Source organism: Nostocoides sp. HKS02 (assembly GCF_009707485.1).
GTDB lineage: Bacteria > Actinomycetota > Actinomycetes > Actinomycetales > Dermatophilaceae > Pedococcus.
Map to the genome: position 1 here is coordinate 2,263,348 of NZ_CP046121.1, position 26,898 is coordinate 2,290,245.

Consider the following 26,898-nt stretch of genomic DNA (forward strand, 5'->3'; position numbering starts at 1 on the left):
TCCTCGTCAGTCCCAGTCGAGCCCACCGCGGCGCCACACATAGGCGTAGGCCACGAAGACGGTCAGGATGAACAGCACCATCTCGACGAGGGCGAACAGCCCGAGCCGGGCGAAGGCCACCGCGAACGGGTAGAGGAACACCGACTCGATGTCGAAGATGATGAAGAGCATCGCGGTCAGGTAGTACTTGATCGGCACCCGGCCACCGCCGGCGGCGTGGGGCGTCGGCTCGATGCCGCACTCGTAGGCGTCGAGCTTGGCCCGGTTGTAACGCTTCGGCCCCGAGATCGCGGCGGCGAACACGGAGAACACCGCGAAGCCGCCACCGATGGCCAGCAGGAAAAGCAACGGGACGTAGGGGTTCGTCATCGCCGTGCCACTCCCCTTCCGTTGTCGTTACCGACTGACATGCCGACCGCGTCTCGCGCTCGCGTGCAGTGCGGCCCAATCCTAGGGGCGCACCGAGAGAATGCACGCCGGGTCATGCGTCCGGCGCCATCTTCGACAGGGCCATGATCAGCCGGTCGCTCGCGTCGCCCCCATGCGGTTCGGCGAGATTGGCCATGACCTTGAGCAGGAACTTCATGAGGGTGGTGCGGGGCAGGCCGTACTTGGTGGCCAGGCGCATCACCTCGGGGTTGCCGATCATCTTGGCGAAGTACCGGCCCAGTGTGTAGTACCCGCCCAGCGCGTCGCCCATGACCTTGGGATAGGACTGCAGCACGCGTTCGCGCTGTGCATCGGTTCCCCGGGCGAACGCCTGCGCGATGACCTCGGCGGCCAGCCGGCCCGACTCCATCGCGTAGGCGATGCCCTCACCGTTGAACGGGTTGACCATGCCGCCCGCGTCGCCGACGAGCAGCAGGCCGTTGTCGTAGTGCGGCTGGCGGTTGAAGCCCATGGGCAGGGCAGCGCCCCGGATCGGTCCGACCATGGTCTCGTCGGAGTAGGTCCACTCGGCGGGCATGGTGGCGACCCAGCGCCGCATGACGTCCTTGTAGTCGGTCTTGCCGAAGGCGCTGGAGGTGTTGAGGATCCCCAGTCCGACGTTGGAGGTGCCGTCGCCCACGCCGAAGATCCAGCCATAGCCGGGCAAAAGGACCTTCTTGCCGTGGTCGTCGGTCGACCACAGCTCGAGCCAGGACTCGAGGTAGTCGTCGTCGTGACGCGGGCTCGTGTAGTAGGTCCGCACGGCGACGCCCATCGGGCGGTCCTCGCGCTTCTCGCGACCCATCGACAGGGACAGCCTCGAGGAGTTGCCGTCGGCGGCCACGACCAGCGGCGCGGCATACCGCAGCTCGGGGCCGGTCGAACGGCCCCGCTCGTCCACCGCCTTGGCGGTGACGCCCACGATGGCACCCTTGGAGTCGAGGATGGGGCCGGTCACGTTGGTGCCCTCGCGGAGCCGGGCGCCGTGCTTGACCGCGTGCTTGGCGAGGATGTCGTCGAAGTCCTGACGGGTGCGCACGAGGCCGTACGGCGGGAAGCTCGCGAGGTCGGGCCACGGGAGGGCGAGCCGCATCCCGCCGCCGATGATGCGCAGGCCGTGGTTCTTGATCCAGCCGTCGTCCTCGGGGGTGGGGATCCCGAGCGTGATGAGCTCCTTGACCGCCCGCGGCGTGAGGCCGTCGCCACAGACCTTCTCGCGGGGGAAGGTCGTCTTCTCGAGGAGCAGGACGTCGAGTCCGGTCATCGCGAGGTATGCCGCGGTCGCCGACCCGGCCGGACCGGCGCCGACGACGATGACGTCGGCCTTCTCCGTCGTCGAGGCGCTCGAACCGGCCTCGCTGATGGTCTCTGTCACGCCTGCCTCACACGCTTGTGAACAACTTCACGAACATCAAAACCGGAGTCTATTCCCGGGGTGGCGAGACCTCCTAGTGAGGCAGACCTAACCCGTCCGTCGATCACGCCTTGGTCGCACGATGCAGCGCCACGACCCCGCCCGTCAGGTTCCGCCAGGCCACGTCGGACCAGCCCGCGGCGCGGACCGTCGTGGCCAGCTCGCGCTGCGCTGGCCAGGCCTGGATCGACTCGGCCAGGTAGACGTAGGACTCGGGGTTGCTGCTGACGCGGCGGGCGATGGTGGGCAGCGAGCGCATGAGGTACTCGGAGTAGACCTTGCGGAACGCGGCGTTGACGGGCTGGCTGAACTCGCAGACGACGAGTCGGCCGCCCGGCTTGGTGACCCGCAGGAACTCGCCCAACGCCACCTCGACGCTCGCGACATTGCGCAGCCCGAACGACATGGTCACGGCGTCGAAGCTGTCGTCGGCGAACGGCAGCCGCATCGCGTCGGCGGCGGTGAAGCCGAGGTCCGGCCGACGCCGGTGGCCCACGGCGAGCATGCCCAGCGAGAAGTCCGCTGGCACGACGTGCACCCCGCGGTCGGCGAACGGCTCGCTGCTCGTGCCCGTACCGGCGGCGATGTCGAGCACCGTCTCACCGGGCTGCGCCGCGACCGCCTTCAGCACCGCGCGCCGCCAGAGGCGGTCCTGCCCGAGCGACAGCACGTCGTTGGTCAGGTCGTACTTGCCAGCCACGTCGTCGAACATCGCGGCGACGTCGCGGGGGTCCTTGGCCAGGCTTGCGCGGGTCATGGCGCCATCCTTCCACCCGGCGCGCGGACCGCCTGCCGTGGCCGTCCCACAGCCTCGCCGTAGGCTTTCCCCGAGATGACCAGCCTGCCCACGCCCGAACCCGCGACGGAGCCCGCGACGGAACCGACGACGGGGCGCCGCGGCATACCCGCTGGGGCCCGCGCCGTCGCGCGGACGGTCGAGGTCGACGCGCCGGGCGCCCTGCTGTCGCTGCTCCCCGACCATGTCGACGCGACCCACGTCTGCAGCTGGGTCCGTCGTGGCGAGGGCATGGTCGGCTGGGGCCGGGCGCTCGAGTTCACCGCCTCCGGTCCCGACCGCTTCGCCCAGGCGCAGCAGTGGTGGCGAGACGTGGTGGCCGGCGCGGTGGTGCGCGACGAGGTGCGCCTCCCGGGCACCGGACCGGTGGCCTTCGGCTCCGTGTCGTACTCCGCCGGGTCGTCGGCCGGTGCGACCCTGGTCGTGCCCGAGGTCGTCGTGGGGTCCCGCGACGGCAGGTTCTGGGTCACCACGATCGGCACCGACTCCGAGCTGCCGGCACCCGTCGTTCCCAAGCAGTCCGACCCGCGCGAACCCGAGGGCGTCGCGTTCGCTGACGGCGCGCTCTCGCCCGCCCAGTGGGCCGGCGCCGTCGGGCGGGCCGTCGAGCGGATCACGGCCGGCGACCTCGACAAGGTGGTGCTCGCTCGCGACCTGCAGGTCAGCGCCGACGCCCCCATCGACCCGCGCTGGCTGCTCACCCGGCTGGCCGAGCGCTACGACACCACCTGGGTCTTCGCCGTCGACGGGCTGGTGGGCGCGACGCCGGAGATGCTCGTGCGGCTGGAACGGGGCCTGGTCACCTCGCGGGTGCTCGCCGGCACCATCCGTCGGACCGGGGACGACGCACACGACCTCGCGCTGGCGGCATCGTTGGCCCGGTCGAGCAAGGACCTCGAGGAGCACGAGTACGCCGTGCGCTCGGTCGCCGACGCCCTGCGCCCCCACTGCTCGTCGATGAACGTGCCCGAGTCGCCGTTCGTCCTGCACCTGTCCAACGTCATGCACCTCGCCACCGACGTGGCCGGGGTCCTGGCCGACGGGTCCACCTCACTGGCGCTGGCCGCCTCGCTGCACCCGAGCGCGGCCGTGTGCGGCACGCCCTCCGCCGTGGCCGACGCCCTGATCACCGAGCTCGAGAGCATGGACCGTGGGCGGTATGCCGGACCGGTCGGCTGGATGGACGCCTCCGGCGACGGCGAGTGGGGGATCGCGTTGCGGTGCGGCGCGTTCGACGACGCCGACGCTTCGTCGATGCGCCTGTTCGCCGGGTGCGGCATCGTCGCCGGCTCCGACCCGGAGTCCGAGGTCGCCGAGTCGGACGCCAAGCTCGTGCCGATGCGCGACGCGCTGACCGCCGCTACTCCTGGGTGACGGTGCGCTCCATCGTCGCGTGCGACCGGCTCGCGTTCCGGAAGCCGCCGTCGTCCGCATCCGGTTCGGTGGCCACCAGCGGGCCGGGGGGCCCTGAGGCACCGGGACCACTGCCACCAGCGCCGCGCTGCAGGCCCTTGAGGATCATCCCGATGAAGCTCGGGCGCCCCTGTCGCTTGGAGTAGACGTCGAACGCGACGGCACCCAGCAGGACGAGCCCCTTGATGATCTGGACGAAGTTGGAGTCGACGCTCATGTTGGCCAAGCCCAGGTTGAGCACACCCATGACCAGGCCACCGATCATCGACCCGGTGACGGTACCGATGCCACCTGCCACCGCGGCACCACCGACGAACACGGCCGCGATCGCGTCGAGCTCGAAGCCCACGCCGTCCTTGGGGTTGGCGGCATTGAGGTATGCCGTGAAGACCATGCCGGCGATGGCCGCCAGGAGGCCCATGTTCACCATGACGAACAAGTCGACCCGCCGGGTGTCGACCCCCGAGAGACGGGCCGCGTTGGAGTTGCCGCCGACCGCGTAGATGTGGCGCCCGAGCACCGTGCGCTGGGTGATGAAGGTGTAGAGGACCACGAGGGCGCCGAGGATCAGACCGACGACCGGGACGCCCTTGTAGGACGCGAGCAGCAGGCCGAACCCCAGCAGCAGGCCACAGATCACGACGAGCTTGATGACGGTGAGCGCGAGGCGTGGCACCTCCATGCCGTACTTGCGCAGATCGGCGCGCCGACGCAGCTCGAAGTAGACGATGACCGCGACCGCCACGAGGGTGAGCACCAGGGTGGGGTTGTGGTAGCCGGTGACCGGGCCCAGGTCCGGGAGATAGCCGTTGGCCATCTTCTGGAAGCTGTCGGGAACCGGGATGGATTCGGCGTTGAGGATCATCAGGTCCAGCCCGCGGAAGAGCAGCATGCCGGCGAGGGTGACGATGAACGCCGGAATCCCGACGTAGGCCACCCAGAAGCCCTGCCAGATCCCCACCAGGATGCCGACGGCGACGCCGAGGAGGATCGCTGCTGGCCACGGCAGGTGCCACTGCTGCATGGAGAGCGCGACGGTCGCCCCGACGAAGGCCGACGCGGAACCGACCGACAGGTCGATGTGCCCGGCGATGATCACCATCACCATGCCGATCGCGAGGATCAGGACGTAACCGTTCTGGACGAGCAGCGACGTGACGTTGCGCGGCTCGAGGAAGAGCCCGCCCGTCGACACCTGGAAGTACGCCACGAGCAGGAGCAGGGCGATCATCATGCCGTACTGCCGGATGTTGCCGCTGAGGGCCTTGCGCACCTCGCGGGCGATCGAACCCGTCGGTGGCGTGGGCTGCTGCCCCGTGGGAGCCGGGGCGGTCTCGGTCGCCATGTCAGTCTGCCTTTCGCTGGGTCATGTAGCGCATGAGCACTTCTTGGTCTGCCTGCTCGCGAGGGACGTCCGCGGTGATGACGCCGGCGCTGAGGGTGTAGATGCGGTCACAGAGGCCGAGCAGCTCGGGCAGCTCGGAGGAGATCACGAGCACGCCACGACCGCTGTCGGCGAGCCGGTTGATGATCTCGTAGATCTCGTACTTCGCCCCCACGTCGATGCCCCGGGTGGGCTCGTCGAGGATCAGGACGTCCGGCTCGGTGAACATCCACTTCCCGAGGACGACCTTCTGCTGGTTGCCGCCGGAGAGCTTGGCCACCCCCTCCTCGATCGAGGGCGTCTTGATGTTCATGCTGGTGCGGTACCGCTCGGCAGCGAGCACCTCCTCGCGCTCGTCGACCACACCGCGACGGCGGATCTTCTTCAGCCCGGCCGCCGTGATGGACACCTTGATCGTGTCGAGCAGGTTCAGTCCCAGGCTCTTGCGATCCTCGGTGACGTAGGCGAGCCCGGCGTCGATGGCGCGCTGGACCGTCGTGGCGTGCAGGGCGACGCCCTCCTTGACCAGCTCCCCGCTCACCTTGTAGCCGTAGGACTCCCCGAAGACACTGCGCGCGAGCTCGGTTCGTCCGGCGCCCATGAGGCCGGCGAGCCCGACGATCTCGCCGCGGCGGATGCTGAGGGTGGCGTTCTTGACGACCAGTCGGGTGGAGTCCTGCGGATGGCCGACGGTCCAGTTGCGGATCTCCAGGAGCAGGTCGCCCACGTTGGGGACGTGCGGTGGGAACCGGTGGTCCAGGTCGCGACCGACCATCCCCCGGATGATGCGGTCCTCGTTGACCTCGCCGCGGGTCACGTCGAGGGTCTCGATGGTCCGGCCGTCGCGGATGATGGTGATCGAGTCGGAGACCTCCTCGATCTCGGCGAGCTTGTGGCTGATCATGATCGACGTGATGCCCTTGGCCTTGAGGCCACGAAGGAGGTCGAGGAGGTGGCGGCTGTCGGTGTCGTTGAGCGCCGCCGTCGGCTCGTCGAGGATGAGTAGCTTGACGTCCTTGGCCAGCGCCTTGGCGATCTCGACCAGCTGCTGCTTGCCGATCCCGATGTTCTTGATCTGCGTGTCCGGGTTCTCGTGCAGGCCCACCCGGGCCAGGAGGTCGAGGGCGCGCTGGCGGGCGACCAACCAGTCGATGACGCCCGCCGACGCCTGCTCGTTGCCGAGGAAGAGGTTCTCCAGGATCGACAGCTCGGGCACGAGCGCGAGCTCCTGGTGGATGATGACGATGCCGGCCGCCTCGCTCTCGCGGATCCCCTTGAACTCGCACGGAACGCCGTCGAAGTGGATCTCGCCGGCATACGTGCCATGGGGGTAGACGCCGGACAGCACCTTCATGAGGGTCGACTTGCCCGCGCCGTTCTCGCCGCAGATGCTGTGGATCTCACCGCGCTGCACCGTGAGGTTGACGTCGGACAGCGCCCGCACACCGGGGAACTCCTTGGTGATGTCGCGCATCGTCAGGATCGCTGAGGTCATCTTCTCGCCTTCGGAACGGGTCGGGCTGGGGGCTCCCGGCGGCAGCGGCGGCCTGGGCCACTGCCGCCGGGAGGGTGGTGGATCGAGCTACTTCAGCTGGTCAGCCGTGTAGTAGTTCGCCTTCGTGAGCACGTCCGTGGCGTTGGACTTGTCGATCGCCACGGGCTGGAGCAGCTCGGTCGGGACGGCCTTGACCCCGTTGTTGTAGGACGTCGTGTCGTTCACCGTGACGGTCTTCTTGTCGAGCACCTCCTGGATCATCTTCACCGTTGCCTGCGCGAGGTCGCGGGTGTTCTTGAAGACCGAGGAGTACTGCTCGCCTGCGAGGATCGACTTGACCGACTCCAGCTCGGCGTCCTGGCCGGTCACGACCGGGAGCTTCTTGCCGCCTGCGCCATAGCCACCGCCCTTGAGAGCCGCGATGATGCCACGTGACAGGCCGTCGTAGGGCGACAGCACGCCGTTGACGTCGGCGTTCGAGTACGCCTTGGTGAGGACGTTCTCCATCCGCTTCTTGGCGACAGCCGCGTCCCAGCGCAAGGTGGCGACGGTCTTGAAGTCCGTCTCACCCGAGGCGATCTTGATCTCGCCGGCGGCGATCTTGGGCTGGAGCACCTGCATGGCACCGTTGAAGAAGAACGTGGCGTTGTTGTCGTCGGGCGAGCCCGCGAACAGCTCGACGTTCCACGGCTTCGGGGCGCCGCTGGCCGCCAGACCCGCGAGCAGGGACTCGGCCTGGAGCTTGCCGACCTTGAGGTTGTCGAACGTCGTGTAGTAGTTCACGGCATCGGTGTCGCGCAGCAGGCGGTCGTAGGCGATGACCGGGATGTTGGCATCCTTGGCCTCCTTGAGGACCCCCTTCAGGGCCGTGCCGTCGATCGAGGCGATGACGAGGGCCTGGTCGCCCTTGGTCACCATGTCGTTGACCTGGGTGACCTGGGTCGGGATGTCGTCGTTGGCGTACTGGAGGTTGACCTTGTAGCCAGCGGCCTCGAGCTGCTGCTTGATGTAGTCGCCGTCCTTGATCCAGCGTTCGGACGTCTTGGTCGGCATGGCGACGCCGATCGTGCCCTTCGCCTTGGCGCCCCCCCGCCGCCGGCGGAGGTGCTCTGCGTCTGGCGGCCGCAGCCGCTGAGGCTGACTGCGAGGGCTCCGACGGCAACTGCCGCGAGAATTCTGCGCACTGTGTGCTCCATTTCGTGGTGTCAACCTGCATCGGCCGGCTGAGTGGTGAGTGTTGTGGTGCGTATTCAGTTGTGCGCCAGAGGCGCTCGCCTCACAGGCCCTGAGCCAGCCGGTAGTAGGCGTTGTTCCAGCGCAGTTCGCGAGCGAAGCTGCGCGTCGTGGTCTCGGCGTCGATGACGGCGAGCTCGACGCCCGCCATCTCCGCGAAGTCGCCGAGGTGCTCGGCCGTCAGGGCGGTCGAGAGCACGGTGTGGTGGGGCCCGCCGGCCGTGAGCCAGGACTCGGTCGACGTCCTCAGGTCGGGGCGCGGGCTCCAGACCGCCCGGGCCACCGGGAGGTTGGGCAGGTCGGCCAGCGGCTCGACGACGTCGATCTCGTTGGCGGTCAGGCGGAACCGGTCGCCCAGGTCCGAGATGCCGAGCACGACGCCGGCGCCCGGGGCCGCCGTGAAGACGAGACGGACGGGGTCCTCGCGGCCCCCGATGCCCAGCGGATGGATCTCGAGGGTCGGCCTGGAGCCGGCGATGGAGGGGCAGACCTCCAGCATGTGCGCACCGAGGATCAGCTCATGGCCGGGCTCGAGGTGGTAGGTGTAGTCCTCCATGAACGAGGTGCCACCGGGCAGCCCGTCCGCCATGACCTTGAGGGTCCGCAGCATGACCGAGGTCTTCCAGTCGCCCTCACCGCCGAAGCCGTAGCCGTCAGCCATGAGCCGTTGCACCGCCAGGCCGGGGAGCTGGCGCAGACCACCCAGGTCCTCGAAGTTCGTGGTGAAGGCGCCGTACCCGCCGTCGGCGAGGAAGGCGCGCAGACCGAGCTCGATCCGCGCGCCGTAGCGCAGCGACTCGTGACGCTCGCCGCCGGCGCGCAGCTGGGGCGCGACGGCATAGAGGTCGTCGTACTCCTTGACCAGGGTGTCGATCTCGGCATCGGAGACCTGGTCGACGACGGCCACGAGGTCGTTGACGCCATGGGTGTTGACGGAGACCCCGAAGCGCAGCTCGGCCTCGACCTTGTCGCCGTCGGTGACCGCGACGCCCCGCATGTTGTCGCCGAAGCGGACCAGCTTGAGCTGACGCAGGGCCCCGTATGCCGTGGCGGCCCTGGCCCACGTGGCGACCCGCCGGACCGTGTGGGGGTCGCTCACGTGCCCCGAGACGGTCTTGCGCGCGACGCCCACGCGGGTCTGGATGTACCCGAACTCGCGGTCGCCGTGGGCGGCTTGGTTGAGGTTCATGAAGTCCATGTCGATCGTCGCCCACGGCAGGTCGCGACCCGCCTGCGTGTGCAGGTGCAGGAGCGGCTTGGCCAGGGTGTCGAGACCGGAGATCCACATCTTGGCCGGCGAGAAGGTGTGCATCCAGGCGATGACCCCGACGACCCGGTCGTCGCTGTTGGCGTCGAGCATCACGCGACGGATGGCGGCGGCGTCGGTGAGGACGGGCTTGGCGACGATCTCGGCGGGGATCGAGTCGGCAGCCGCAAGGACGTCTGAGATCCCCCGCGACTGGGACGCGACCTGCTCGAGCACGTCGTCGCCGTAGAGGCCCTGGCTGCCCGTGAGGAACCAGATCTGTGGGCGGGTGGTCATGGGGTGGGACTTCCCTTCTGTCCGTACACGTTCTGGTACCGGTCGTAGAGCCGGTCGATGTCGGCCTGGTCGAGCCGCGGAGGCTCGCCGAGCTGGCGCGCGATGTGCACGGTCCGGGCGACGTCCTCAAGCATGACGGCGGCCTTGACCGCAGCCCGTGCCGTGGGGCCCACGGTGAACGGACCGTGGCCGCCCATGAGGACGGCCTTGCTGCGACTGCCCGCAAGGGTCTCGACGATGCCGCGCCCGATTGACTCGTCGCCGATCAGCGCGAACGGGCCCACCGGGATGTCGCCACCGAACTCGTCGGCAATCATGGTGAGAACACACGGAATCGGCTCGCGCCGGGCACACCACGCGGTGGCGTAGGTCGAGTGCGTGTGCACCACCCCACCGACCTCGGGCAGGTGCCGGTAGACATACGCGTGCGCTGCCGTGTCCGAGGACGGTCGGTGCGCGCCCTCGACGAGGTGTCCGTCGAAGTCGACGACGACCATGGCCTCGGCGCTGAGGTCGTCGTAGGAGACTCCCGAAGGCTTGATCACCAGGAGGGGCTCGCCCTCGACCCGGGCGGACACGTTGCCCGCCGTCCAGACGACCAGCTCGTTGCGGCTGAGCTCGCGGTGCAGGTTCGCAAGGTCGTTGCGCAGCAGCTCGACTGCCTCGCGCACCGCGGAGCTCGCCAGGACGCTCATCGGGCTGCCCCCCGGGCGAGCGCCCCGCGCCGAATGGCCTTGAGCCTGCGCATCAGGTCGTTGCCGCCCCGCCCGAAGTGGTCGTGCAGCGCGCGGTACTGCTCATAGAGCGCGTCGTACGCCGTCACGTTCTCCGGGACCGGCTGGTATGCCGCGACCGTGCGGCCCCCCATCGCCTCCGCAGCCTTGCGGATGTCGGGGTAGGCGCCTGCGGCCACGGCCGCATGGATCGCCGAGCCCAGAGCGGGACCCTGCTCCGACACGACGGTCGACAAGGGCAGGTTCAGGACATCGGCATAGATCTGCATGAGGAGCCGGTTGCGCAGCAGGCCTCCGGCGACCACGAACTCGGTCACAGGGACGCCGGCCTCGGCGAAGGTCTCCACGATGACGCGGGCACCGAACGCCGTCGCCTCGAGGAGCGCGCGGTAGATGTCCTCGGGCTGGGTCGCCAGGGTCTGGCCCACGACCAGGCCGGAGAGCTCGTGGTCGACGAGCACCGAGCGGTTGCCGCTGTGCCAGTCGAGGGCGACCAGCCCGTGCTCACCGACCTCCTGCCCGGACGCCAGCGCGGTCAGGTGCTCGTGGACCGAACGTCCGAGCTCGTGGGCCGCCGCGTGGTACTCCGGCGGCACACCGGTGCGCACGAACCAGCCGAAGATGTCGCCGACGCCCGACTGCCCTGCCTCGTAGCCCCACAGGCCGGGGATGATGCCGCCGTCGACGACGCCGCACATGCCGGGGACCTCGCGCAGGACTGCACCGCTCATGACGTGGCAGGTCGAGGTGCCCATGATCGCGACCAGCTGACCCGGCTCGACCGCCTGCGCTGCTGGCGCGCTCACATGGGCGTCGACGTTGCCGACCGCCACCACGGTGCCCTCGGGCAGGCCGGTCCACTCGGCCGCCTGCGCGGTGAGGCGGCCGGCTGGGTCACCGAGCTGGCCGAGGGGATGGGCCAGCTTGTCGTCGACGAAGCCCTCGAAGTCTGGGTTGAGCGCGGCCAGGAAGTCCCGCGAGGGGTACTGGCCGTCCTGGTAGATCCCCCTTGTAGCCAGCGGTGCAGGCGTTGCGGACGTACCTGCCGCACAGCTGCCAGACGATCCAGTCCGCTGCCTCGACGAAGTGGTCCATCGCGGCATACACCTCGGGGTCCTCCTCGAGGATCTGGAGGGCTTTGGCGAACTCCCACTCCGAGGAGATCAGGCCGCCGTACCTGCCCAGCCATGCCTCACCGCGGGCGGCCGCGAGCTCGGTGATCCGGTCGGCCTGGCCCTGGGCCGAGTGGTGCCGCCACAGCTTGACGTAGGCGTGCGGGTTGGAGGCGAACTCGGCCGTCTCGCTGAGCGGTGTGCCGTCGGAGAGGGTGGGGACCATCGTGCAGGCCGTGAAGTCGGTGGCGATCCCGACGACCTGGGTGGCGTCGATGCCGGCCGCCCGCACGGCCTCCGGCACCGCCGTGCGCAGGACGTGGACATAGTCGGTGGGCACCTGCAGCGCCCAGTCCGGCGGCAGCTTCTCGCCGGTGCCGGGCAGCTGGGCGTCGACCACCGCGTGCGGGTACTCGGTCACCGCCGTTCCCAGCTCGGCTCCGTCACGCACGCGCACCACCAGGGCTCGTCCGGAGAGTGTCCCGAAGTCGACGCCGACGACGTAGGTGTCGGCGTGGTCTTCGTTCGTCATCGAACGCTCCTCGTTGAGCTGGTGCGGAATCGGTGTTAGCGCTAACGCATGGTGTCGAGGAAAGTGTTAACGCTAACATTGGGCGGTGTCAAGGGATTCCCGTCACTTCATCGTCACGAAGTGACGAAGGCAGCTCAGCCGCCAGCGCCCGCCGGCGGCCGAGCCGTCGATGCCCGGACGACCAGCTTCGGCGGAACCGTGACGGTTCCCGCCTGCCGGTCGCCACGAATGGCATCGGTGAGCAGGCCCATGGCACCGCGTCCCAACGCCTCGAAGTTCTGGCGCACGGTCGTCAGCGGCGGAGAGAAGTACTCCGACTCGGGGATGTCGTCGAACCCCACGATGCTCACGTCGCCAGGCACGCGCCGCCCAGCCTCGGAGAGGGCCCGCAGCACGCCGATGGACATCTGGTCGTTGGCGACGAAGATCGCGGTGACCTCGGGATCAGCCGCCAGCAGGCGACCCATCTCGAAGCCGCTCGAGGCCGTCCAGTCACCCACCAGCGGCTCGGGCACCGGCAGGCCCGCGGCCTCGAGCGTCGAGCGCCAGCCAACGGTTCGCGCGTGGGCCTGGTACCAGTCCAGCGGGCCGCGCAGATGGTCAATCCGGCGGTGGCCCAGGTCGACGAGGTGTTGGGTCGCCAACCGTGCGCCCGCCTCGTGGTCGACGCCGACCGAGAGCCGCGATCGGGTCGGGTCGGCGTCGAGCACCACGATGGGGACCGGCAGGGTCGATCCGGCGCCAAGGTCGAGACCGGTGTCGACGGGGGCGATGAGGACGATGGCCTCGACCGACTCACCGACGAGGTGGTCCAGCGCGGCCTGCGTCGCGTCGGCCGTGACCTCGGGCAACGAGGCGAGCACCATGCTGTAGCCCTCGGCGCGCGCCGCGAGCTCGAGCCCGACCACGGTGCTCGACGGGCCGAAGAACCCCAAGCCGGCCACGACGACACCGATCACGCCGCTCTTCTGGGTAGCGAGCGCACGAGCCGCGCTGTTGCGCCGGTAGCCGAGCTCCCGGACGGCCTCCAGCACCCGCTCGCGCGTCGCCGGGGCGACCCGGGCGGAGCCGTTGACGACACGTGAGACGGTCTGATGGGAGACGCCGGCCACCCGGGCGACGTCCTCGAGCCTGGGCGCGGACCGGGCAGGGACGCTCACGGCTCCTCCCGTCGCGGGGTGGGGAGACCCGCGTCAGGGGAACTCTGCGCCAGGGCCGAGTGGGCGACCTCGCGCAGCCGCGCATGGACGGCGCGGTGGACGGCCCTCTCCACGGGCACCTCGACGACCAGGAGGCCCTGGGGTCGTGCTCCCACCACGGCGTACAGCTCGTCCCGCGTGCGGGCCACCCGGTGGGCGACGCCGTGGGCTTGGCAGAGCGCACCCAGGTCGGTGCCGGTCGGGGTGCCGAAGATGCGCTCGAAGTCCCCCGCCCGCTCCGGTTCACCGGGCTCCAGCAGGGTGAAGATGCCCCCGCCGTCGTCGTTGGTCACGACGATCGTGAGGTCGGGAACGGGCTCGTGCGGCCCCACGAGCAGCCCGTTGGCGTCGTGGAGGAAGGTCAGGTCACCCATCAGGGCGTAGGCCGCCCGCGGGCCTGCGAGCGCCAGGCCGGCTGCGGTCGACACGCACCCGTCGATGCCGGCCAGCCCACGACTGGCCACGACGGTGACGTCGGGCGCCGTGCTCGTGGCGGCGAGGTCGAGGTCGCGGGCTGCGTTCGACGAGCCGACGAACAGGGCTGCCGCTGACGGCAGCGCGCCCAGCACGACGGCGGCGACGGCTGGCCCGCTCGGCCACGGTGACGGCTCCCCGGCGACCGCCTTGGCGAGCACCTTGCCCGCCTCGCACCACGAGCTGAGCCAGCCGTCATCGGGCTCCTGGGGCCTCTCGGGCAGGTCCGAGAGAACATCGCTGCGATGAGCGGCCGCCACCACGGACGACGGGTCGCTCCAGGTAGTGGTCGCCGACACCGTCTCGACACGAACTCCCTTGCGCCGCACCACGGATGCGACGTCACGGGACAGGGTGACGCGTCCGACGGTGATGACCCGCTCGGGCGCGTTCGCCTCGAGCCACGGCAGAACCGACAGCAGAAGTGGCCCATGGGGGATGACCTCAGGTCGCGGATGTCCGGCGAACGGCTCGGCGATCACGGGCCAGCGATGCGCGGCCGCCCAGGCGACGGCCTGGTCGAAGAGGTCGGGCGTGGGCAGGTCGCCGATGACGACGAGGGTCCGGCGGGCGCTGGCGAGGTCGGGTGCGGGCGTGGCGGGGTCGCCAGCGCGAGCCTCGCGAACCCCGCGCGAGCCGGTCCGCGCGGCATACACCTGGGTCCAGGGCAGTCCGCCCGGACGGCCCTGCAGCGACTCGGGCCACGGCCCGTCGTCGGTGGGCACCAAGGGCTCACGCAGCGGGACGTTCACGTGGACGGGACCGGCATCGCCGGAGACCCCACGGGCCGCGGCGACGGCGCGCGACACGACGCTGCGCCAGCCAGCCTGCTGACCATCGCGACGCTCGGGCGTGCCGAGCTCGTGGGACCACCGCAGCGCGCCGCCGAACATCCCCGGCTGGACGGTCGTCTGGTTGGCTCCGGTCCCCCGCAGCTCAGGCGGGCGGTCGGCGCTGAGCACGATGAGGGGCACGATCCCGTGGTGGGCCTCGAGCACGGCCGGGTGGAGGTTGGCCACCGCCGTGCCCGACGTGGTGACCACCACCGCCGGCACGCGGGTGAGCTTGGCCAGCCCGAGGGCCAGAAAGCCCGCGGACCGCTCGTCCACGCGGACGTGGAGGGTGAGGTGACCGGCCCGGTCGGCCTGCTGCAGGGCATAGGCGAGCGGCGCCGACCTCGACCCAGGGCAGAGCACGGCGTGGCGCACCCCGTGTCGCACCAGCTCGTCGACGAGCACCGTGGCGAGTGCGGTCGACGGGTTCACGCGACGGATTGTGCCACTACGGTCGCGGCACGACTCGCTCGAGCCGGAAGTCGCGCACGACCGGCGACGCACCCGGGCGGCACTGGAAGAAGTGACGACTGCCCTGCCGCCACTGCTCGACCGAGGGGTCTGTGGAGGCGTCGACGGCTTCGGCGGTCTGGGTGTACTCGGCAGTGTCGTGGGCGCCAACGCCCGTGCGGACCACGTCCGCGTCGTCGCGCAGGTCGCGGGTCACCGTCACCCAGCTTCGCCGGTCGGGGTTGCGGTGACCCTCCAGGCGCGGCACGGGGTCCTGGGTGTGCTCCAGCGAGAGCACCTCGACGTCGCGCGGGACGGGCATCCGCGCGATCGGCGAACCCAGCGTGACGACGTGGGTGACCCGGTGCCGCCGGGTGAACTCGGGCGAGGAGGCGAGGCCGGCGCTGACGATGCCGCCCAGGCTGTGGCCCGCGAGCATGACCGGGTCGCTGGTGGTGTCACGACCCGAGGCAGCCTGGGCCCGGCTGAGCGCCCGCTCGACGGCATCGGCGAGCACGGTCGACTCGCGCGCCATGAGCCGGACGTCCGTGGTGACGTCGTGCGGGTTGGCGCCGGCATGCGGGTCCCAGGCCTGCGTGCCACTGATCTCGACGATCCAGGCCGAGCCGTGCCGCTGCGGCACCTCGACCACCCGCACGTGGCCGGGATAGTGATCGGTGTCGCTGAGGTTGGCCTGGTCACGCACCAGCGCGGCGAGGGAGTCGGGTGCGCGGGCGCCCCGACGAGGCGAGGGCTCGGCGAGGACCCGCGGCTGACCCGCGTCCGACAGCAGCCCGAACCCGGCTGCGGAGTCGGCGAGCACCGCGAGCGAGTCGGCATAGGGGTCGTATGTTGCCGCGTGGCGGGGCTCGTCCGCACGCACGATCGGGCCGGTCACCGGGTTGACGGCCAGCCCCGCGGTCAGCCCGCTCACCCCACCCGCGAGGTCGGCGAGCTCGGGCACCTCGAAGACCGCACTGTTGAGGGCAGCGCCCAGATCCACCCCGGTGGCCTCGAGCGTCAGCAGGCCGACGACCAGCCCTGGGGCCGACGCACCGACCAGGAACATCACCTGGTCACGCGCGTCGTCGACCACCTCGGACACCACCGCCTCGGAGGCGCGGTATGCCGCGGTGGCGCTCGTCGTCGCTGTGGCCAGCGCTGTGGTGGCGGCCAGCTGACCCGCCAACCCGGCGGGACCGGATGCCCAGGCAACCGCTAGCTCGGCCTGGGCTGCGGTCACCGGGCTCAGGGCTGCACTCACCTGCAGCTCGGCGTCAGCCGCAACCGCCAGGGTCCTGGCCAGGACGTCGCCCAGTTCCGAGGTCACGAGCGTCAGCTGGCGCGCGGCGGCGTCGAGGCTGTCGAGCCCGACCGCCGTGCCGCCGACACCGCCCTCGACGTCGATCCCGGAGGCTCTCACCGGAGCACCGCGGACAGCTCGTGGGCGCCCGCACGCACGGCGCTCTCGCCGGCGGCCGCCGCCCGGGCCAGGGCGGCAGCGACGCTCTCCAGCGCCGTCGCGTGCCAGTCGAGGGCGAGCGCCGCGTCGTCGAGATCGGTCGCCACCCGGCGCAGACCCACCGCGACGTCATGGACGCGAGCGCGAAACGACTGCGCGGCGGGCGACTGCCACGCGACCTCACTCGTGCCGGCGACCCGGACGGCCACAGCTCGCACCCGCTCGCCGTCGGCGCGCAGCCGTGCCGCCAGCACCCTGATGTGGTGGGGATCGCCGATCATTGCTCGATCGTGCCCCGTGGCGGCGACGCCGGGAACGGGTCTCGACGCAGGGTGTGGACAACGCCGAGAGGGTCCCTGCCCTGTGGACGGTCGCGCCGGTGGCACTGCGGTGGTCCGGCACGATCCGGTCGGGCGCTGGGCGGCAGGCGCGCCCGGGTGTGGTTGTCGGCCTGCCGCCCAGCTGACCTGTCAAACCCCTCGACCGGTCACCGATGAGACGGCCCGGGTCGCTGATCGTGACGCGACCCAGACGAGTCACGGTACGGTCGGCGCCACACCGCGAGGAACCAGCGCGTGAGGAGCGAGCAGCATGTCGACCAGCCGACTCGAAGCGTTCAGCGATGGCGTGCTCGCCATCATCATCACCATCATGGTCCTCGAGCTGAAGGTGCCCGATCAGCCGACGCTCGCAGCCTTGGCGAACTCCTACATCGGCTTCCTGACCTACCTGCTGAGCTTCATCTACATCGGCATCTACTGGACCAACCACCACCACCTCTTCCAGCTCGTGCGCCAGGTCGACGGCCCGGTCCTGTGGTCGAACCTCCACCTGCTGTTCTGGCTGTCGCTGTACCCGTTCACGACCGCCTGGCTCGACGACATGAGGGTGGCCCTGGTCCCCACCGTGGCGTACGGGGTCAACCTGCTCGGCGCGGCGATCGCGTACTACGTGCTCCAGCTGAGCGTGATCCGCCTGCCCGAGACCGGCCAGCGGGTTCGCGAGGCGCTGGGCCGCGACCTCAAGGGAAAGGTGTCGCCGGCGCTGTACCTGACCGGCATCGCGCTCGCCTACGTCCGGCCGTGGCTCGCGCTCGTGCCGTTCGCGGTCGTGGCCCTGATGTGGCTGGTACCCGACCGCCGCGTGGAGCGCTACCTCGCGGCGACCGACACGAGCACCCCGAGCAGCTAGGCCAGCGTCGAGCCACCGAGCTCGACCAGGAACAACGCCTGCGCCAGGGCGGTCCTGCGCAGCTCCTCCGGGTCGACACTCTCGTCGGGGGCGTGGATCCGAGAGGCCGGCTCCTCCACGCCGAGCAGCATGATCTCCGCCCCGGGGACGAGCTCGGCGAACGTCGTGGCCAGGGGGATGGACCCGCCTTGGCCGGTGGTCACCGCGTCGCGTCCGAACGCTGTCCGCATCGCTCTGCGCATGGCGGCATAGGCAGGGCCGTCGGTGCGGGCCTGGAAACCCTGCCCCAGGGACACGGCGCGGATCTCGACCTGGGCGCCGAACGGCGTGTGCGCGCGCAGGTGGGCGATGAGCAAGTCCTGCGCGGCCTTCGCATCGGTGCCAGCGGGCACCCGGAGGTTGACCACCGCCCGCGCCTCGCCCTGCACCGCCGCGGTCACCTGGGCGACCGGAGGTGCGTCGATGGCCAGGACGGTGGCCGCGGGTCGGGCCCACAACAGGTCGCCCAGGGCGCCGTTGCCGGTGAGCGGTTCGACCCCCGGCAGCAAGGCGGCATCCTCGCGAAAGCGGTTGGGGTCACAGGGCTCGCCCATCCACGAGCCACCATGCTCCAGGCCGTCCACGGTCGTCTCGCCGTCCGGGCCGCGCAGGCTGGCCAGGGCCGTCAGCAGCGCCTGGAGCGCATCGGGCGCGGCGCCGCCGAACATGCCCGAATGCGCGGGACGCTCCATGGTCCGCACCGTCATCAGCACGCTGCCGGTGCCCCGCAGCGACGTCGTCAGGGTCGGCAGGCCGGCCTCGACGTTGCCCGTGTCGGCGATGACCACGACGTCGCACTGAGCGAGTTCCGGCTCGGCCCGCAGGAGCGCCTCCAGACCGCCGCTCGACTGTTCCTCGGAACCCTCGCAGACGACGGCGACCTCGACCGGCCAGCCACCCGTGACCTCACGCACTGCTCGCAAGGCGAGCAGGCTGGCGACCAGGTTTCCCTTGCAGTCCGCGGATCCCCTGCCGTACCAACGGCCCCCACGCTCGGTGAGCTCCCACGGCGGGCTGCTCCAGGTTCCAGGATCCCCCACCGGCACGACGTCGTAGTGCGAGTAGAGCAGGACCCGCGGCGCACCGCTCGGCCCGCCGGAGCGACCGACCACCGCCAACGACCCGTCCGGGGTCGGATGCGCGTGTATGCCGTCGACGCCGGCCTCGGAGAACAGCTCACCCACCAGCGTGGCGGCGGCCCGGCACTCGGACGCTGGCTCGATGGCTGCGTTCGCCACCGAGCGCAGCGCCACGAGCCGCGCGAGGTCGTCGCGGGCACGCGGCATACCGGCATCGACCGCCTCGGCGAGCCGCTCCGTGAGGGATGCGCTCACGGGACGAGGTCGTCGAGGTAGAGGGGCAGCATCTCCCACCAGGTCGGCCAGTCGTGGTCGTAACGGTCACCCCAGTCATCGACCCGGTTGGGAATCCCCTTGTCCCCCAACGCCCGAGCCATTGCCCAGGACTCGCCGACGTCCTCCCACCGGCCGCTGCCCGAGGCGAGGATGACGTAGCGCGTGCGCAGGAGCTCGAGCGCCGGGCCCTCGAGGCCCGGGAGGAAGTGCAGTGGAGAGGAGAAGTACCAGTCATCGGTGGTGGGGCCGCCGATGAACTGCTCGACGTCGTACGTGCCGCTCATGCCCACGGCGGCACCGAAGAGGTGCGGGTAGCGGCACAGCATCGCGACCGAGTTGAACGCGCCGATCGACGCACCCGCGACGATGGCAGGCTGCGGCGAGGAGTCGGCGTGGATGGCCGGCATGACCTCCTCGGCGACAGCCTGGTGGTAGGCGTTGAACAGCCAGCGGCGGTAGTCCGTGGACCCCGCGTTGCCCGCCATCGCGCGACCGGCCGCGCTGTCGCAGGAGTACACCTTGATCCGCCCGGCCTCCACCATCGGCGCGAGGTGACCCACGAGGTGGTGTCGCTCGACCTCCTCGGCGTCACCGCCGGCAGTGGGAAAGAGCAGGACCGGCACGCCGTAGTGGCCCCACCGGACCAGGGTCAGGTCCTGGCCCATCCGGTCGGACCACCAGCGTTCGGTGACCTTCACAACTGCCTCCTCATGGGTCGGGTGCCCTACTCGTAGACGAACTTCTGCGGCCCGGGGAACAGCCAGGACAGCCCCTCACGGAGGCGGTCGCGCCAGTCCTCCCAGTTGTGCCCGTCACGCGCCTCGACGTAGTTGACGGTGATGCCCGCTCCACGGAACACCGGGACCATCGACCGGTTGGGGGTGATGAGCGGCTCGTAGGTGCCACAGCTCATGAAGATCCGCTCGACCGGCCGCGTCGGCTTGGCGCGGTAGCGGTTGACGAACTTCACCACGGGGTCGAACGCCGGCCCTCCCCCGTGGTCCGTCCCGATGTCGGTGAACACCAGCGACGCGGACTGGAGGAACAGCGAGCCGAAGAGTCCCGGGTAGCGCACCGCGGTCGACAGGGATGCGATGCCGCCGAAGCTCGACCCCATGAGGCACCGGGCCTCGGGTGCGTCGACCAGGGGCAGCCGCTGCGCCAGGGTGGGGACGAGCTCACGCGCGATGAACCTCGCGTGCGGCGCATGGTTGGGGTACTCGCGAAGTCGGTCGCGCGGGGGCACGAACGCGGCCACCAGGGGGGCCACGTCGAGGCGGTGGATGAGGTTGTCGAGCACGGTCTTCATCGCGGCGTAGTCCAGGTAGTCCGTCCCGTCGTGAACGACCAGGAGGGGGTAGCGAAGGGCGGGGTTGTACCGCGCGGGCAGGTACAGCTTCACGGGCTGCTCGCGCCGCAGCGCCTTGGAGTGCAAGGTGTCCTCGACGAGCTCTCCGGGCCGGGCCTCGGGATCGTGGTTGACCCAGTCCGGCACCTCGTAGCCCGTCGCCGCACAGACCGAGCTCGACCCCATCGGCGAGTGCGCGACGCGCGGGTTGAGCGGATCGTTGAACCGCTCGTAGTGCTCGCCACGGCGGGTCTCGAGCTGGTACTCGACCCTCGAGCCGGCCGGGAGCGCGGTCGTCGCCACCCAGAGGTCGGTCTCGGGAAGCCGCTTCATCGGCAGCGGGTCGGGCAGTCCCACGACGCGGTGACGTACGCGTACCTCGTCCGCATCGCCGCGGAAGAGGAACGTCGCCCGCTCGCCCTCGATGATGGGCGCGCCATGTCGGCCGAGGAACCTGTCCAGCGCAGCACCGTCGACCGGGAGGCGCTCGCGCAGTCGGTTGACGGCGAGCCTGCGGTCGTTCATCGCAGCGTCTCGCTGAGGTCGTGGATGGCGCCGTCGATGCCGAGGATCCTTGCGCCAGAAGGCAGTCCGCCTGCGTCGTCGAGCTCGAGCGCGGTGCCGTCGTCGAGCAGGACGCAGTGCTGGTCGGTGAACCTGCGGGCCATGACGGCACACCGGTCACGGTCATCGAGCCGCAGCCGCCGGCGCGCGTGCGGCAGCACGACCAGGCCCTTCACTCGCCCCAGCCCCCGGTCGAACACCTCGGCCTCACTCGCGCCCTGGGGCCCGAAGTCGTGGAACAGCACGACCCGCTCGGTGAGGGCCATCGCACCCGCCGACCACGCGACCACCGGCAGCTCGTCGGGGATCTCGATCGCGAACAGCCGCAGCGCCCGGAGCAGCGTGCCGACATGCCCCCCGGTGAGGACCACCGCCGCAGACTCCCCCAACAAGGCGGCGATCTCGCCACGGTGCCAGCCGATGACGCCGCTCGCATCGATGGGGGACGCCGCGTCCAGCTCGGCGTAGAGCGTCTTGAGCTGGCCGGCATACCAGTTGTCGACGTGCCGGACGACCTCGATCGCGTCGTCCAGGGCCCCGTATGCCGCGGCCTGCGCCTCGCGCACGCGCCGCTGCACGGCATACACCCCGTCCAGGGCGTGCTGGAGTCGCAGCCGGTACAGCGACAGCAAGGCGTCGTGACGGTCACGGAAAGTCATTGCGGCAGAAGCGAATGCAGGGTCCTTCTCGATCACGTCGAACATCCGGTGGTGGAGGCGGAGGTGACGCGCCTCGCCGCCGATCACCTGGTCGAGCTCGTCGACGACATCCTCACGCTCCTCCCACCCGGCGTTGATGGTCGCGACGGGACCCTCGACGCCCAGCGAGCGCAGCGCAGTGCCGGCCGTGGTCATGAAGCGTTGTGGCCCGAGGAGGACAGTGCGCATGGAGGAGGACAGCACTCAGCCGGCGTAGACGTGGATCGTCTGGCCCACGTCGTCGAGCATGGCGCGGAGCGTGTCGTAGTCGGGGTGGCGCATCCGGACGTAGGCATTGGCCATGTAGCCGGCCTCGACCGCCTGGGTGTGGTGGCCCTCGGGTGGGAAGTGGCCGTCGATGATCCACTGCCCGTAGCGGGACTGGATCTGGTCGATGCCGCTGTAACCCTTGATCTGGCCATCGGCATCCGGACGCAGCGCGACGATTCCGGCGGAGTACGGGCGGCGCATCTGGTGCTCGGGCATGCCGTGCACGATCACGTGGGCCCACTCGCGGTAGACGTCGACGTCGTTGCTCGCGGAGTACAGGTCCCAGCAGCCGACCCCCGGCGGGCGGCACCCGATCTCGGAGAACCGCAGACCCTTGGGACCGTGGAACCACTCCATGTGCGTGGCACTCGTCGGGATCCCGAGCGCCTCGATGACCCGCTGGCCCATCGCGGCCACCTCGGCGTAGAACGACGAGTCGGCCATCCGGTTGGTCGTCACGAACTGCGGCGAGATCCACCGGTGTCGCATCGCCTCGAGCACGTTCGGGTAGTAGTGGGTCGTCCAGTCGTGGACCACCTGGCCGTCCCGGGTGATGGTGTCGTAGAAGCCCTCGTGACCCTCGACGAACTCCTCGATGGCGATGGACGACGCCCCGTGGGAGCCGAACTCGGTGAGGGCGTGGGCGAGCTCGGTGTCGTTGTCCACCCGGGTCGTGTCCTTGGCGCCGGCGCCGTCGCGCGGCTTGAGGATCAACGGGTAGCCGACCTGCTCGGCGAACGCCCAGGCCTCGTGGGCGTGGTCGATGGCGGCGGAGGCGGCAGTGGGCACGCCCGCGTCACGCAGGGCCTGCTTCATCGACGGCTTGTCGCGGCACAGCCAGGTGGTCTGCACCGAGGTGCCCGGCACCCCCGTCGCCTCGCGTACCTGGGCCGCGACCATGGTGTGGGCCTCGACGGTCGCCTCGAGCCGGTCGACCCAGACCTTGGACTGGATGAATCGCACGGCCTCGGTCATGGCCCGCAGGTCGGTGACCGAGCCGACCTTGTAGTAACCCCGCAGGGCGCCGCGGAGCTCCTCGTCGAGGGTGTACTCGTCAGCCTCGCCCACGCCGATCACGTGGGCACCCACCGAGGCGAGCGCGAGCACGAAACGGCGCTGGTTGGCAGGGAACCCCGGCTCGACGAAGACGATGTTCACGGGTCGACTCTATTGCCGGAGAGCACCCCGTGGCATGCCGTGACCCTGGCTCGCCACCACTCGTGCCGCTCTGGCGTGGCCGCCCACTGGTCAAGGAGCGCCTCGTCCGCGTCGACTCGGCCCACGGGCAGCACCCCTGCGTGCGGCAGCAGCGACGGTACCCCCACGTCACCGCCGAGCAGCGCGACGGTGCCGAGGCCGCAGGCGTACGGCAGCTCGGGCAGGGCAGCCGCCAGGGCCACCCCGGCCGCCATGCCGACGGACGTGTCGAGGGCGGAGGAGACCACGGCTGGTAGGCCACAGTCACCGACGATCTCGAGAGCCCGCCGGACCCCACCGAGCGGGGCGACCTTGACGACGACCAGGTCGGCGGCTTCCTCGCGCGCCACCCGCAGCGGGTCCTCGGCCTTGCGGATCGACTCGTCGGCCGCCACCGGCACGTCGATCCCCAGCCTGGCCAGTGCCAGCCGCAGCTCGCGCAGCTCACTCACCTCGGCACAGGGCTGTTCGGCATACTCGATGCCGTATGCCGCGAGCCGGCGCAGCGCCTCCGTCGCCTCGGCCACCGACCACCCGCCGTTGGCGTCGACCCGAATGCGGCCACCCGGTCCCATCGCGTCGCGCACCGCGGCCACGCGGCATACGTCGTCCTCGAGGCCCTGACCGCGCTCGGCGACCTTGACCTTCGCCGTCCTGGCGCCGTCGAAGCGGGCGAGCACCGCAGGGACCTGGTCAGGGGTCACGGCGGGGACAGTCGCGTTGACCGGAACCTCGGCTCGCACCGGATCCGGCCACCCCAGCCACGCTGACTCGACTGCCGCCGCGAGCCAGCGGGCGGCCTCGGGGGGCTGGTACTCGAGGAACGGCGAGAACTCGCCCCAGCCCACTGGTCCGTGGAGCAGGGCGGCCTCGCGGACCTCGACGCCGCGGAACCGCACCCGCATCGGGATGGAGACGACGCGCAGTCCCGCCAGCAGCTCGGTGAGCGGTGGCAGCTCGATCAGCGGTGGCCGCTCGGCAGCCACAGTCAGCGGGTGCGCGCGGACAGCACGCAGAACTCGTTGCCCTCGGGGTCGCGCAACACGGTCCACCCGACGTCATCGCCCTGACCCACGTCGGCCAGGGTCGCCCCTCGCTCCAGCAGTGCGGCGATCTCGGCGTCGCGGTCCTGGCTGGCATGGGGAGCCAGGTCGATGTGGAGCCGGTTCTTGACCGTCTTGCCCTCGGGGACCGGCACGAAGACCAGCCCCTGGGCCTGCTGCATCCAGGTCTGGCCGTCCTCGATGGGGTCGACCGACATGTGCTTGGGGATGATCGTGACCTCGCCCTGCGCCTCGTAGACGATCTGGAAGTCCAGCGTCTCCGCCCACCACCGCGCCAAGGAGGCGACGTCGTGGGAGTCAACGACCACGGTGTACCAGCGCAGCGCCATACAACGCACGGTAGTGCGCGGCACGGAGCGGCGCATGGCTAGGCTCGCGCAGGTGAGCGCACTCCCCGCTGTCAGCGAGACCTTCGACCCGCAGGCCTGGGAGGTGGTCGAGGGATTCGAGTTCACCGACATCACCTACCACCGGGCCCGCGAGGTGGGTGCGGTGCGCATCGCGTTCGACCGGCCCGAGGTGCTCAACGCGTTTCGGCCGCACACGGTGGACGAGCTGTACCGCGCGCTCGACCACGCTCGCCGCACGCCCGACGTCGGCGTCGTCCTGCTCACCGGGAACGGACCGGGCCCGGTCGGCAGCGGCAGTGCTGGCAACTGGGCGTTCTGCTCCGGGGGCGACCAGCGGATCCGTGGCCGGTCGGGTTACCAGTACGCCGCCGGCGACACCGCCGACACCGTCGACGAACGCCGGGTCAAGGCTGAGGGCGGACGGCTGCACATCCTCGAGGTCCAGCGGCTCATCCGCATGATGCCCAAGGTCGTCATCGCCGTCGTCAACGGCTGGGCTGCTGGCGGTGGACACTCCCTGCACGTCGTCTGCGACCTCACCATGGCCAGCCGGGAGCATGCGCGCTTCAAGCAGACCGATGCGGACGTGGGGTCGTTCGACGGGGGGTACGGCTCGGCATACCTTGCCAAGATGGTCGGGCAGAAGTTCGCCCGCGAGATCTTCTTCCTCGGCCGGACGTACTCGGCGGAGGACATGCACCGGATGGGGGCGGTGAACCTCGTCAGCGACCACGCGGCGCTCGAGGCGGATGCGCTGGACGTCGCCCGCGAGATCATGGGCAAGAGCCCGCAGGCGCAGCGGATGCTCAAGTTCGCCTTCAACCTGCTCGATGACGGACTCATGGGGCAGCAGGTGTTCGCCGGTGAGGCCACCCGGCTGGCCTACATGACCGACGAGGCGCTCGAGGGACGCGACCAGTTCCTCGAGAAGCGGGAGCCGGACTGGTCGCCGTACCCCTGGTACTTCTGAGGTTGGCTGCTGAGGGTCGCGCTCAGCCGGACCCGCCGAGGTCGACGTCGTAGGCCTCGTAGACGAGGTCGGCGCCCTTCTGCCGGTGCCGGACGAGCTGACCCACGAGGCTGGTGACCTCTTCGCGGAACATCGGCAGGTCGGCCATCGTGCCACCGTGCTCGAGCACGGCGAGGTAGGCGGCAATGTCCTCGCGGTAGCGCTCGTGCTCGCGCATCAGCCGCCGGACCTGGCCCACGAGTCGGGGGTCGCCGCGACGCACGCTGTCGTAGAGGCCGCCCGGGCCCTCGGTGAGGTCGATGTGGTCCTGGAAGTCGTGGGCCAGCTCGGCCAGCGCGGCCCGGACCCGTTCGCGCCAGGCGCCCCCGCGGGCGATGGGTGAGGCGAGCGCCTCGTCGACGGCCGCGACCGAGTCGCGCAGCTCAGCGCGGTGGGCGCGGACGCGGTCCAGGTATGCCGCGAACTCGGTGTCCATGCCCACCTCCCGCTAGATATCGTCCCGCCCGAGGTGTGGTCCCGTCCAGCGGTGAGGGGCGGGGCGCATGGACCGGCTCGTGGGCAGCATCGTCCGGGTGATGACACGGAGGATGCTGCCCACGAGACGGTCCGGCACCCGGGGCGCTCCCCGTTCGCGTTCGAGGCTGTGAACGGCAAAGCACGGCAAACGGCCGCACATGGGTAAACTCCGGGCCGAGTGCCACCAGGGGGAGGCACCCAAAGGGGGTTGAACCATGCCTGTCAGGTCAAGAACAGTCACGCTGGTCGCGCTGGTTGTCGCGGTGATGGGGTCCGGCGCGTGTAGCGAGCAACCGCCCGCCAACCAGGGCCCGCAGCCGACCACCACGGCGACGACGACCACCGCGACCACCGCGAGCTCGCCGCCGGCCACACCCATCAGCGCCACCACAACAGCGGCGCCTGTCACGCTCCCACCCGAAGCGACCAAGCACACCACGGAAGGCGCCCAAGCCTTCGCGGCGTGGTTCATCAAAGAGGCGGATCTCGCCCTGGTGACTGCGGACGCATCGCGCCTGACCACGTTGACAGAGTCGCAATGCAAAGGGTGCAAGGTCTTTGTGGGCTGGGCAGACGGCCTTCATGGCGAGGGCCGGCATCACGAACGTCCGTCCCTATCGATCCACAGACAGATCGTGCGTCCGGAATCGAGCCCCGATCGCTACGTGGCCGATCTGCTCATAGACGAGCAGGCGGTCAGCGTCCTTGACAGCCTCGGGCGAGTGGTCGGGTCAGAACCGAGTCAAAAGGTGACTTTGCGAACCACCGTGTCATGGCATGGATCCTGCTGGTTGGTGACCGAAGCATTGTTGGTGAAGCGCTGATGGGCTCCA

24 protein-coding genes and 1 pseudogene are annotated in these 26,898 nt (G+C 70.3%); 4 read left to right on the forward strand and 21 right to left on the reverse strand.

The window, feature by feature from the left end; translation table 11 throughout:
* Positions 1 to 6: 6 nt before the first annotated feature.
* The 3 genes from GKE56_RS10855 to GKE56_RS10865 all read right to left on the reverse strand — a co-directional run bounded on the left by GKE56_RS10855 (position 7) and on the right by GKE56_RS10865 (position 2,600).
* Complete coding sequence (locus tag GKE56_RS10855) at positions 7 to 369, reverse strand: NADH-quinone oxidoreductase subunit A (RefSeq protein WP_154684554.1); 363 nt, start codon at positions 367 to 369, stop codon at positions 7 to 9.
* A 112-nt stretch (positions 370 to 481) separates the two neighbouring features.
* Positions 482 to 1,804 carry a geranylgeranyl reductase family protein gene (locus GKE56_RS10860; protein WP_230208906.1) on the reverse strand — a complete coding sequence of 441 codons (1,323 nt, stop codon included), beginning with the start codon at positions 1,802 to 1,804 and terminating at the stop codon, positions 482 to 484.
* 103 nt (positions 1,805 to 1,907) lie between these two features.
* Entirely contained in the window at positions 1,908 to 2,600 is a 693-nt protein-coding gene (locus GKE56_RS10865; protein WP_154684555.1) for a demethylmenaquinone methyltransferase, read from the reverse strand.
* Between the two features lie 75 nt (positions 2,601 to 2,675).
* Here GKE56_RS10865 and GKE56_RS10870 point away from each other — a divergent pair, with 75 nt between their 5' ends.
* Positions 2,676 to 4,013, forward strand: coding sequence for an isochorismate synthase MenF (locus GKE56_RS10870; protein WP_154684556.1), 1,338 nt, complete (start codon positions 2,676 to 2,678; stop codon positions 4,011 to 4,013).
* On the opposite strand, the gene mmsB is transcribed toward GKE56_RS10870, so the two are convergent.
* From mmsB to GKE56_RS10920, 10 genes and pseudogenes are all read right to left on the reverse strand, one after another.
* Positions 4,000 to 5,397 (reverse strand): multiple monosaccharide ABC transporter permease, encoded by a 1,398-nt coding sequence (mmsB, locus tag GKE56_RS10875; protein ID WP_154684557.1) that lies wholly within the window; start codon positions 5,395 to 5,397, stop codon positions 4,000 to 4,002. The two genes, GKE56_RS10870 and mmsB, sit on opposite strands and share 14 nt — an antisense overlap.
* Before the next feature lies 1 nt (position 5,398).
* Complete coding sequence (mmsA, locus tag GKE56_RS10880; protein ID WP_154684558.1) at positions 5,399 to 6,931, reverse strand: multiple monosaccharide ABC transporter ATP-binding protein; 1,533 nt, start codon at positions 6,929 to 6,931, stop codon at positions 5,399 to 5,401.
* 87 nt (positions 6,932 to 7,018) lie between these two features.
* Positions 7,019 to 7,984, reverse strand: a complete 966-nt coding sequence (chvE, locus tag GKE56_RS10885; RefSeq protein WP_154684559.1) for a multiple monosaccharide ABC transporter substrate-binding protein — start codon at positions 7,982 to 7,984, stop codon at positions 7,019 to 7,021.
* A gap of 223 nt (positions 7,985 to 8,207) precedes the next feature.
* The gene (gene araA / locus GKE56_RS10890; RefSeq protein WP_154684560.1) at positions 8,208 to 9,707 is read right to left on the reverse strand and encodes an L-arabinose isomerase; all 1,500 of its coding nucleotides are present in this window, start codon (positions 9,705 to 9,707) and stop codon (positions 8,208 to 8,210) included.
* Positions 9,704 to 10,402 (reverse strand): L-ribulose-5-phosphate 4-epimerase, encoded by a 699-nt coding sequence (locus GKE56_RS10895; protein ID WP_154684561.1) that lies wholly within the window; start codon positions 10,400 to 10,402, stop codon positions 9,704 to 9,706. The genes araA and GKE56_RS10895 overlap by 4 nt, the downstream gene beginning before the upstream one ends.
* Positions 10,399 to 12,085: pseudogene (gene araB, locus GKE56_RS10900) on the reverse strand (ribulokinase). The gene GKE56_RS10895 and the pseudogene araB overlap by 4 nt, the downstream one beginning before the upstream one ends.
* Before the next feature lie 134 nt (positions 12,086 to 12,219).
* Positions 12,220 to 13,245 (reverse strand): LacI family DNA-binding transcriptional regulator, encoded by a 1,026-nt coding sequence (locus tag GKE56_RS10905; RefSeq protein ID WP_154684562.1) that lies wholly within the window; start codon positions 13,243 to 13,245, stop codon positions 12,220 to 12,222.
* On the reverse strand, positions 13,242 to 15,023 hold the full coding sequence (menD, locus tag GKE56_RS10910) for a 2-succinyl-5-enolpyruvyl-6-hydroxy-3-cyclohexene-1-carboxylic-acid synthase (RefSeq protein ID WP_154684563.1): 1,782 nt from the start codon (positions 15,021 to 15,023) through the stop codon (positions 13,242 to 13,244). The genes GKE56_RS10905 and menD overlap by 4 nt, the downstream gene beginning before the upstream one ends.
* A 16-nt stretch (positions 15,024 to 15,039) precedes the next feature.
* On the reverse strand, positions 15,040 to 16,464 hold the full coding sequence (locus GKE56_RS10915) for a hypothetical protein (protein WP_154684564.1): 1,425 nt from the start codon (positions 16,462 to 16,464) through the stop codon (positions 15,040 to 15,042).
* Positions 16,461 to 16,784: a hypothetical protein gene (locus GKE56_RS10920; RefSeq protein WP_154684565.1), complete on the reverse strand. Its 324-nt coding sequence runs from the start codon at positions 16,782 to 16,784 to the stop codon at positions 16,461 to 16,463. The genes GKE56_RS10915 and GKE56_RS10920 overlap by 4 nt, the downstream gene beginning before the upstream one ends.
* A 310-nt stretch (positions 16,785 to 17,094) precedes the next feature.
* On the opposite strand from GKE56_RS10920, the gene GKE56_RS10925 reads away from it, so the two are divergent.
* Positions 17,095 to 17,694 carry a TMEM175 family protein gene (locus GKE56_RS10925; RefSeq protein WP_154684566.1) on the forward strand — a complete coding sequence of 200 codons (600 nt, stop codon included), beginning with the start codon at positions 17,095 to 17,097 and terminating at the stop codon, positions 17,692 to 17,694.
* Here GKE56_RS10925 and GKE56_RS10930 read toward each other — a convergent pair.
* The 7 genes from GKE56_RS10930 to GKE56_RS10960 form a co-directional block, all read right to left on the reverse strand.
* A complete protein-coding gene (locus GKE56_RS10930) occupies positions 17,691 to 19,067 on the reverse strand; it encodes a M20/M25/M40 family metallo-hydrolase (RefSeq protein WP_154684567.1) in 1,377 nt (458 codons plus the stop codon). The two genes, GKE56_RS10925 and GKE56_RS10930, sit on opposite strands and share 4 nt — an antisense overlap.
* The gene (locus tag GKE56_RS10935) at positions 19,064 to 19,786 is read right to left on the reverse strand and encodes an esterase family protein (RefSeq protein WP_154684568.1); all 723 of its coding nucleotides are present in this window, start codon (positions 19,784 to 19,786) and stop codon (positions 19,064 to 19,066) included. The genes GKE56_RS10930 and GKE56_RS10935 overlap by 4 nt, the downstream gene beginning before the upstream one ends.
* 26 nt (positions 19,787 to 19,812) lie before the next feature.
* The gene (locus GKE56_RS10940) at positions 19,813 to 20,961 is read right to left on the reverse strand and encodes an alpha/beta hydrolase-fold protein (protein WP_154684569.1); all 1,149 of its coding nucleotides are present in this window, start codon (positions 20,959 to 20,961) and stop codon (positions 19,813 to 19,815) included.
* Positions 20,958 to 21,887 (reverse strand): Type 1 glutamine amidotransferase-like domain-containing protein, encoded by a 930-nt coding sequence (locus tag GKE56_RS10945; RefSeq protein ID WP_154684570.1) that lies wholly within the window; start codon positions 21,885 to 21,887, stop codon positions 20,958 to 20,960. Before GKE56_RS10945 ends, GKE56_RS10940 begins: the two co-directional genes overlap by 4 nt.
* A gap of 15 nt (positions 21,888 to 21,902) precedes the next feature.
* Positions 21,903 to 23,126, reverse strand: a complete 1,224-nt coding sequence (locus GKE56_RS10950) for an acetyl-CoA carboxylase biotin carboxylase subunit family protein (protein WP_154684571.1) — start codon at positions 23,124 to 23,126, stop codon at positions 21,903 to 21,905.
* Positions 23,123 to 24,070: an o-succinylbenzoate synthase gene (locus GKE56_RS10955; RefSeq protein WP_230209318.1), complete on the reverse strand. Its 948-nt coding sequence runs from the start codon at positions 24,068 to 24,070 to the stop codon at positions 23,123 to 23,125. The genes GKE56_RS10950 and GKE56_RS10955 overlap by 4 nt, the downstream gene beginning before the upstream one ends.
* Positions 24,071 to 24,153: 83 nt before the next feature.
* A complete protein-coding gene (locus GKE56_RS10960; RefSeq protein ID WP_154684572.1) occupies positions 24,154 to 24,558 on the reverse strand; it encodes a VOC family protein in 405 nt (134 codons plus the stop codon).
* A 34-nt stretch (positions 24,559 to 24,592) separates the two neighbouring features.
* Here GKE56_RS10960 and GKE56_RS10965 point away from each other — a divergent pair, with 34 nt between their 5' ends.
* Positions 24,593 to 25,549: a 1,4-dihydroxy-2-naphthoyl-CoA synthase gene (locus tag GKE56_RS10965; RefSeq protein WP_154684573.1), complete on the forward strand. Its 957-nt coding sequence runs from the start codon at positions 24,593 to 24,595 to the stop codon at positions 25,547 to 25,549.
* Positions 25,550 to 25,571: 22 nt separating this feature from the next.
* Here GKE56_RS10965 and GKE56_RS10970 read toward each other — a convergent pair whose 3' ends face one another.
* Complete coding sequence (locus GKE56_RS10970; RefSeq protein WP_154684574.1) at positions 25,572 to 26,024, reverse strand: hypothetical protein; 453 nt, start codon at positions 26,022 to 26,024, stop codon at positions 25,572 to 25,574.
* 256 nt (positions 26,025 to 26,280) lie between these two features.
* Here GKE56_RS10970 and GKE56_RS10975 point away from each other — a divergent pair, with 256 nt between their 5' ends.
* Positions 26,281 to 26,889: a DUF6318 family protein gene (locus GKE56_RS10975; RefSeq protein WP_154684575.1), complete on the forward strand. Its 609-nt coding sequence runs from the start codon at positions 26,281 to 26,283 to the stop codon at positions 26,887 to 26,889.
* Positions 26,890 to 26,898 lie beyond the last annotated feature (9 nt).

Excerpts from the sequence above, each read along its gene's own strand:
- GKE56_RS10855 (WP_154684554.1), bottom strand. The coding sequence starts at position 369 with ATGACGAACCCCTACGTCCCGTTGCTTTTCCTGCTGGCCATCGGTGGC.
- GKE56_RS10865 (WP_154684555.1), bottom strand. The coding sequence starts at position 2,600 with ATGACCCGCGCAAGCCTGGCCAAGGACCCCCGCGACGTCGCCGCGATG.
- GKE56_RS10870 (WP_154684556.1), top strand. The coding sequence starts at position 2,676 with ATGACCAGCCTGCCCACGCCCGAACCCGCGACGGAGCCCGCGACGGAA.
- mmsB (WP_154684557.1), bottom strand. The coding sequence starts at position 5,397 with ATGGCGACCGAGACCGCCCCGGCTCCCACGGGGCAGCAGCCCACGCCA.
- mmsA (WP_154684558.1), bottom strand. The coding sequence starts at position 6,931 with ATGACCTCAGCGATCCTGACGATGCGCGACATCACCAAGGAGTTCCCC.
- chvE (WP_154684559.1), bottom strand. The coding sequence starts at position 7,984 with ATGCCGACCAAGACGTCCGAACGCTGGATCAAGGACGGCGACTACATC.
- araA (WP_154684560.1), bottom strand. The coding sequence starts at position 9,707 with ATGACCACCCGCCCACAGATCTGGTTCCTCACGGGCAGCCAGGGCCTC.
- GKE56_RS10895 (WP_154684561.1), bottom strand. The coding sequence starts at position 10,402 with ATGAGCGTCCTGGCGAGCTCCGCGGTGCGCGAGGCAGTCGAGCTGCTG.
- GKE56_RS10920 (WP_154684565.1), bottom strand. The coding sequence starts at position 16,784 with ATGATCGGCGATCCCCACCACATCAGGGTGCTGGCGGCACGGCTGCGC.
- GKE56_RS10925 (WP_154684566.1), top strand. The coding sequence starts at position 17,095 with ATGTCGACCAGCCGACTCGAAGCGTTCAGCGATGGCGTGCTCGCCATC.
- GKE56_RS10940 (WP_154684569.1), bottom strand. The coding sequence starts at position 20,961 with ATGAACGACCGCAGGCTCGCCGTCAACCGACTGCGCGAGCGCCTCCCG.
- GKE56_RS10945 (WP_154684570.1), bottom strand. The coding sequence starts at position 21,887 with ATGCGCACTGTCCTCCTCGGGCCACAACGCTTCATGACCACGGCCGGC.
- GKE56_RS10955 (WP_230209318.1), bottom strand. The coding sequence starts at position 24,070 with ATGCGGGTGCGGTTCCGCGGCGTCGAGGTCCGCGAGGCCGCCCTGCTC.
- GKE56_RS10960 (WP_154684572.1), bottom strand. The coding sequence starts at position 24,558 with ATGGCGCTGCGCTGGTACACCGTGGTCGTTGACTCCCACGACGTCGCC.
- GKE56_RS10965 (WP_154684573.1), top strand. The coding sequence starts at position 24,593 with ATGGCTAGGCTCGCGCAGGTGAGCGCACTCCCCGCTGTCAGCGAGACC.
- GKE56_RS10970 (WP_154684574.1), bottom strand. The coding sequence starts at position 26,024 with ATGGACACCGAGTTCGCGGCATACCTGGACCGCGTCCGCGCCCACCGC.
- GKE56_RS10975 (WP_154684575.1), top strand. The coding sequence starts at position 26,281 with ATGCCTGTCAGGTCAAGAACAGTCACGCTGGTCGCGCTGGTTGTCGCG.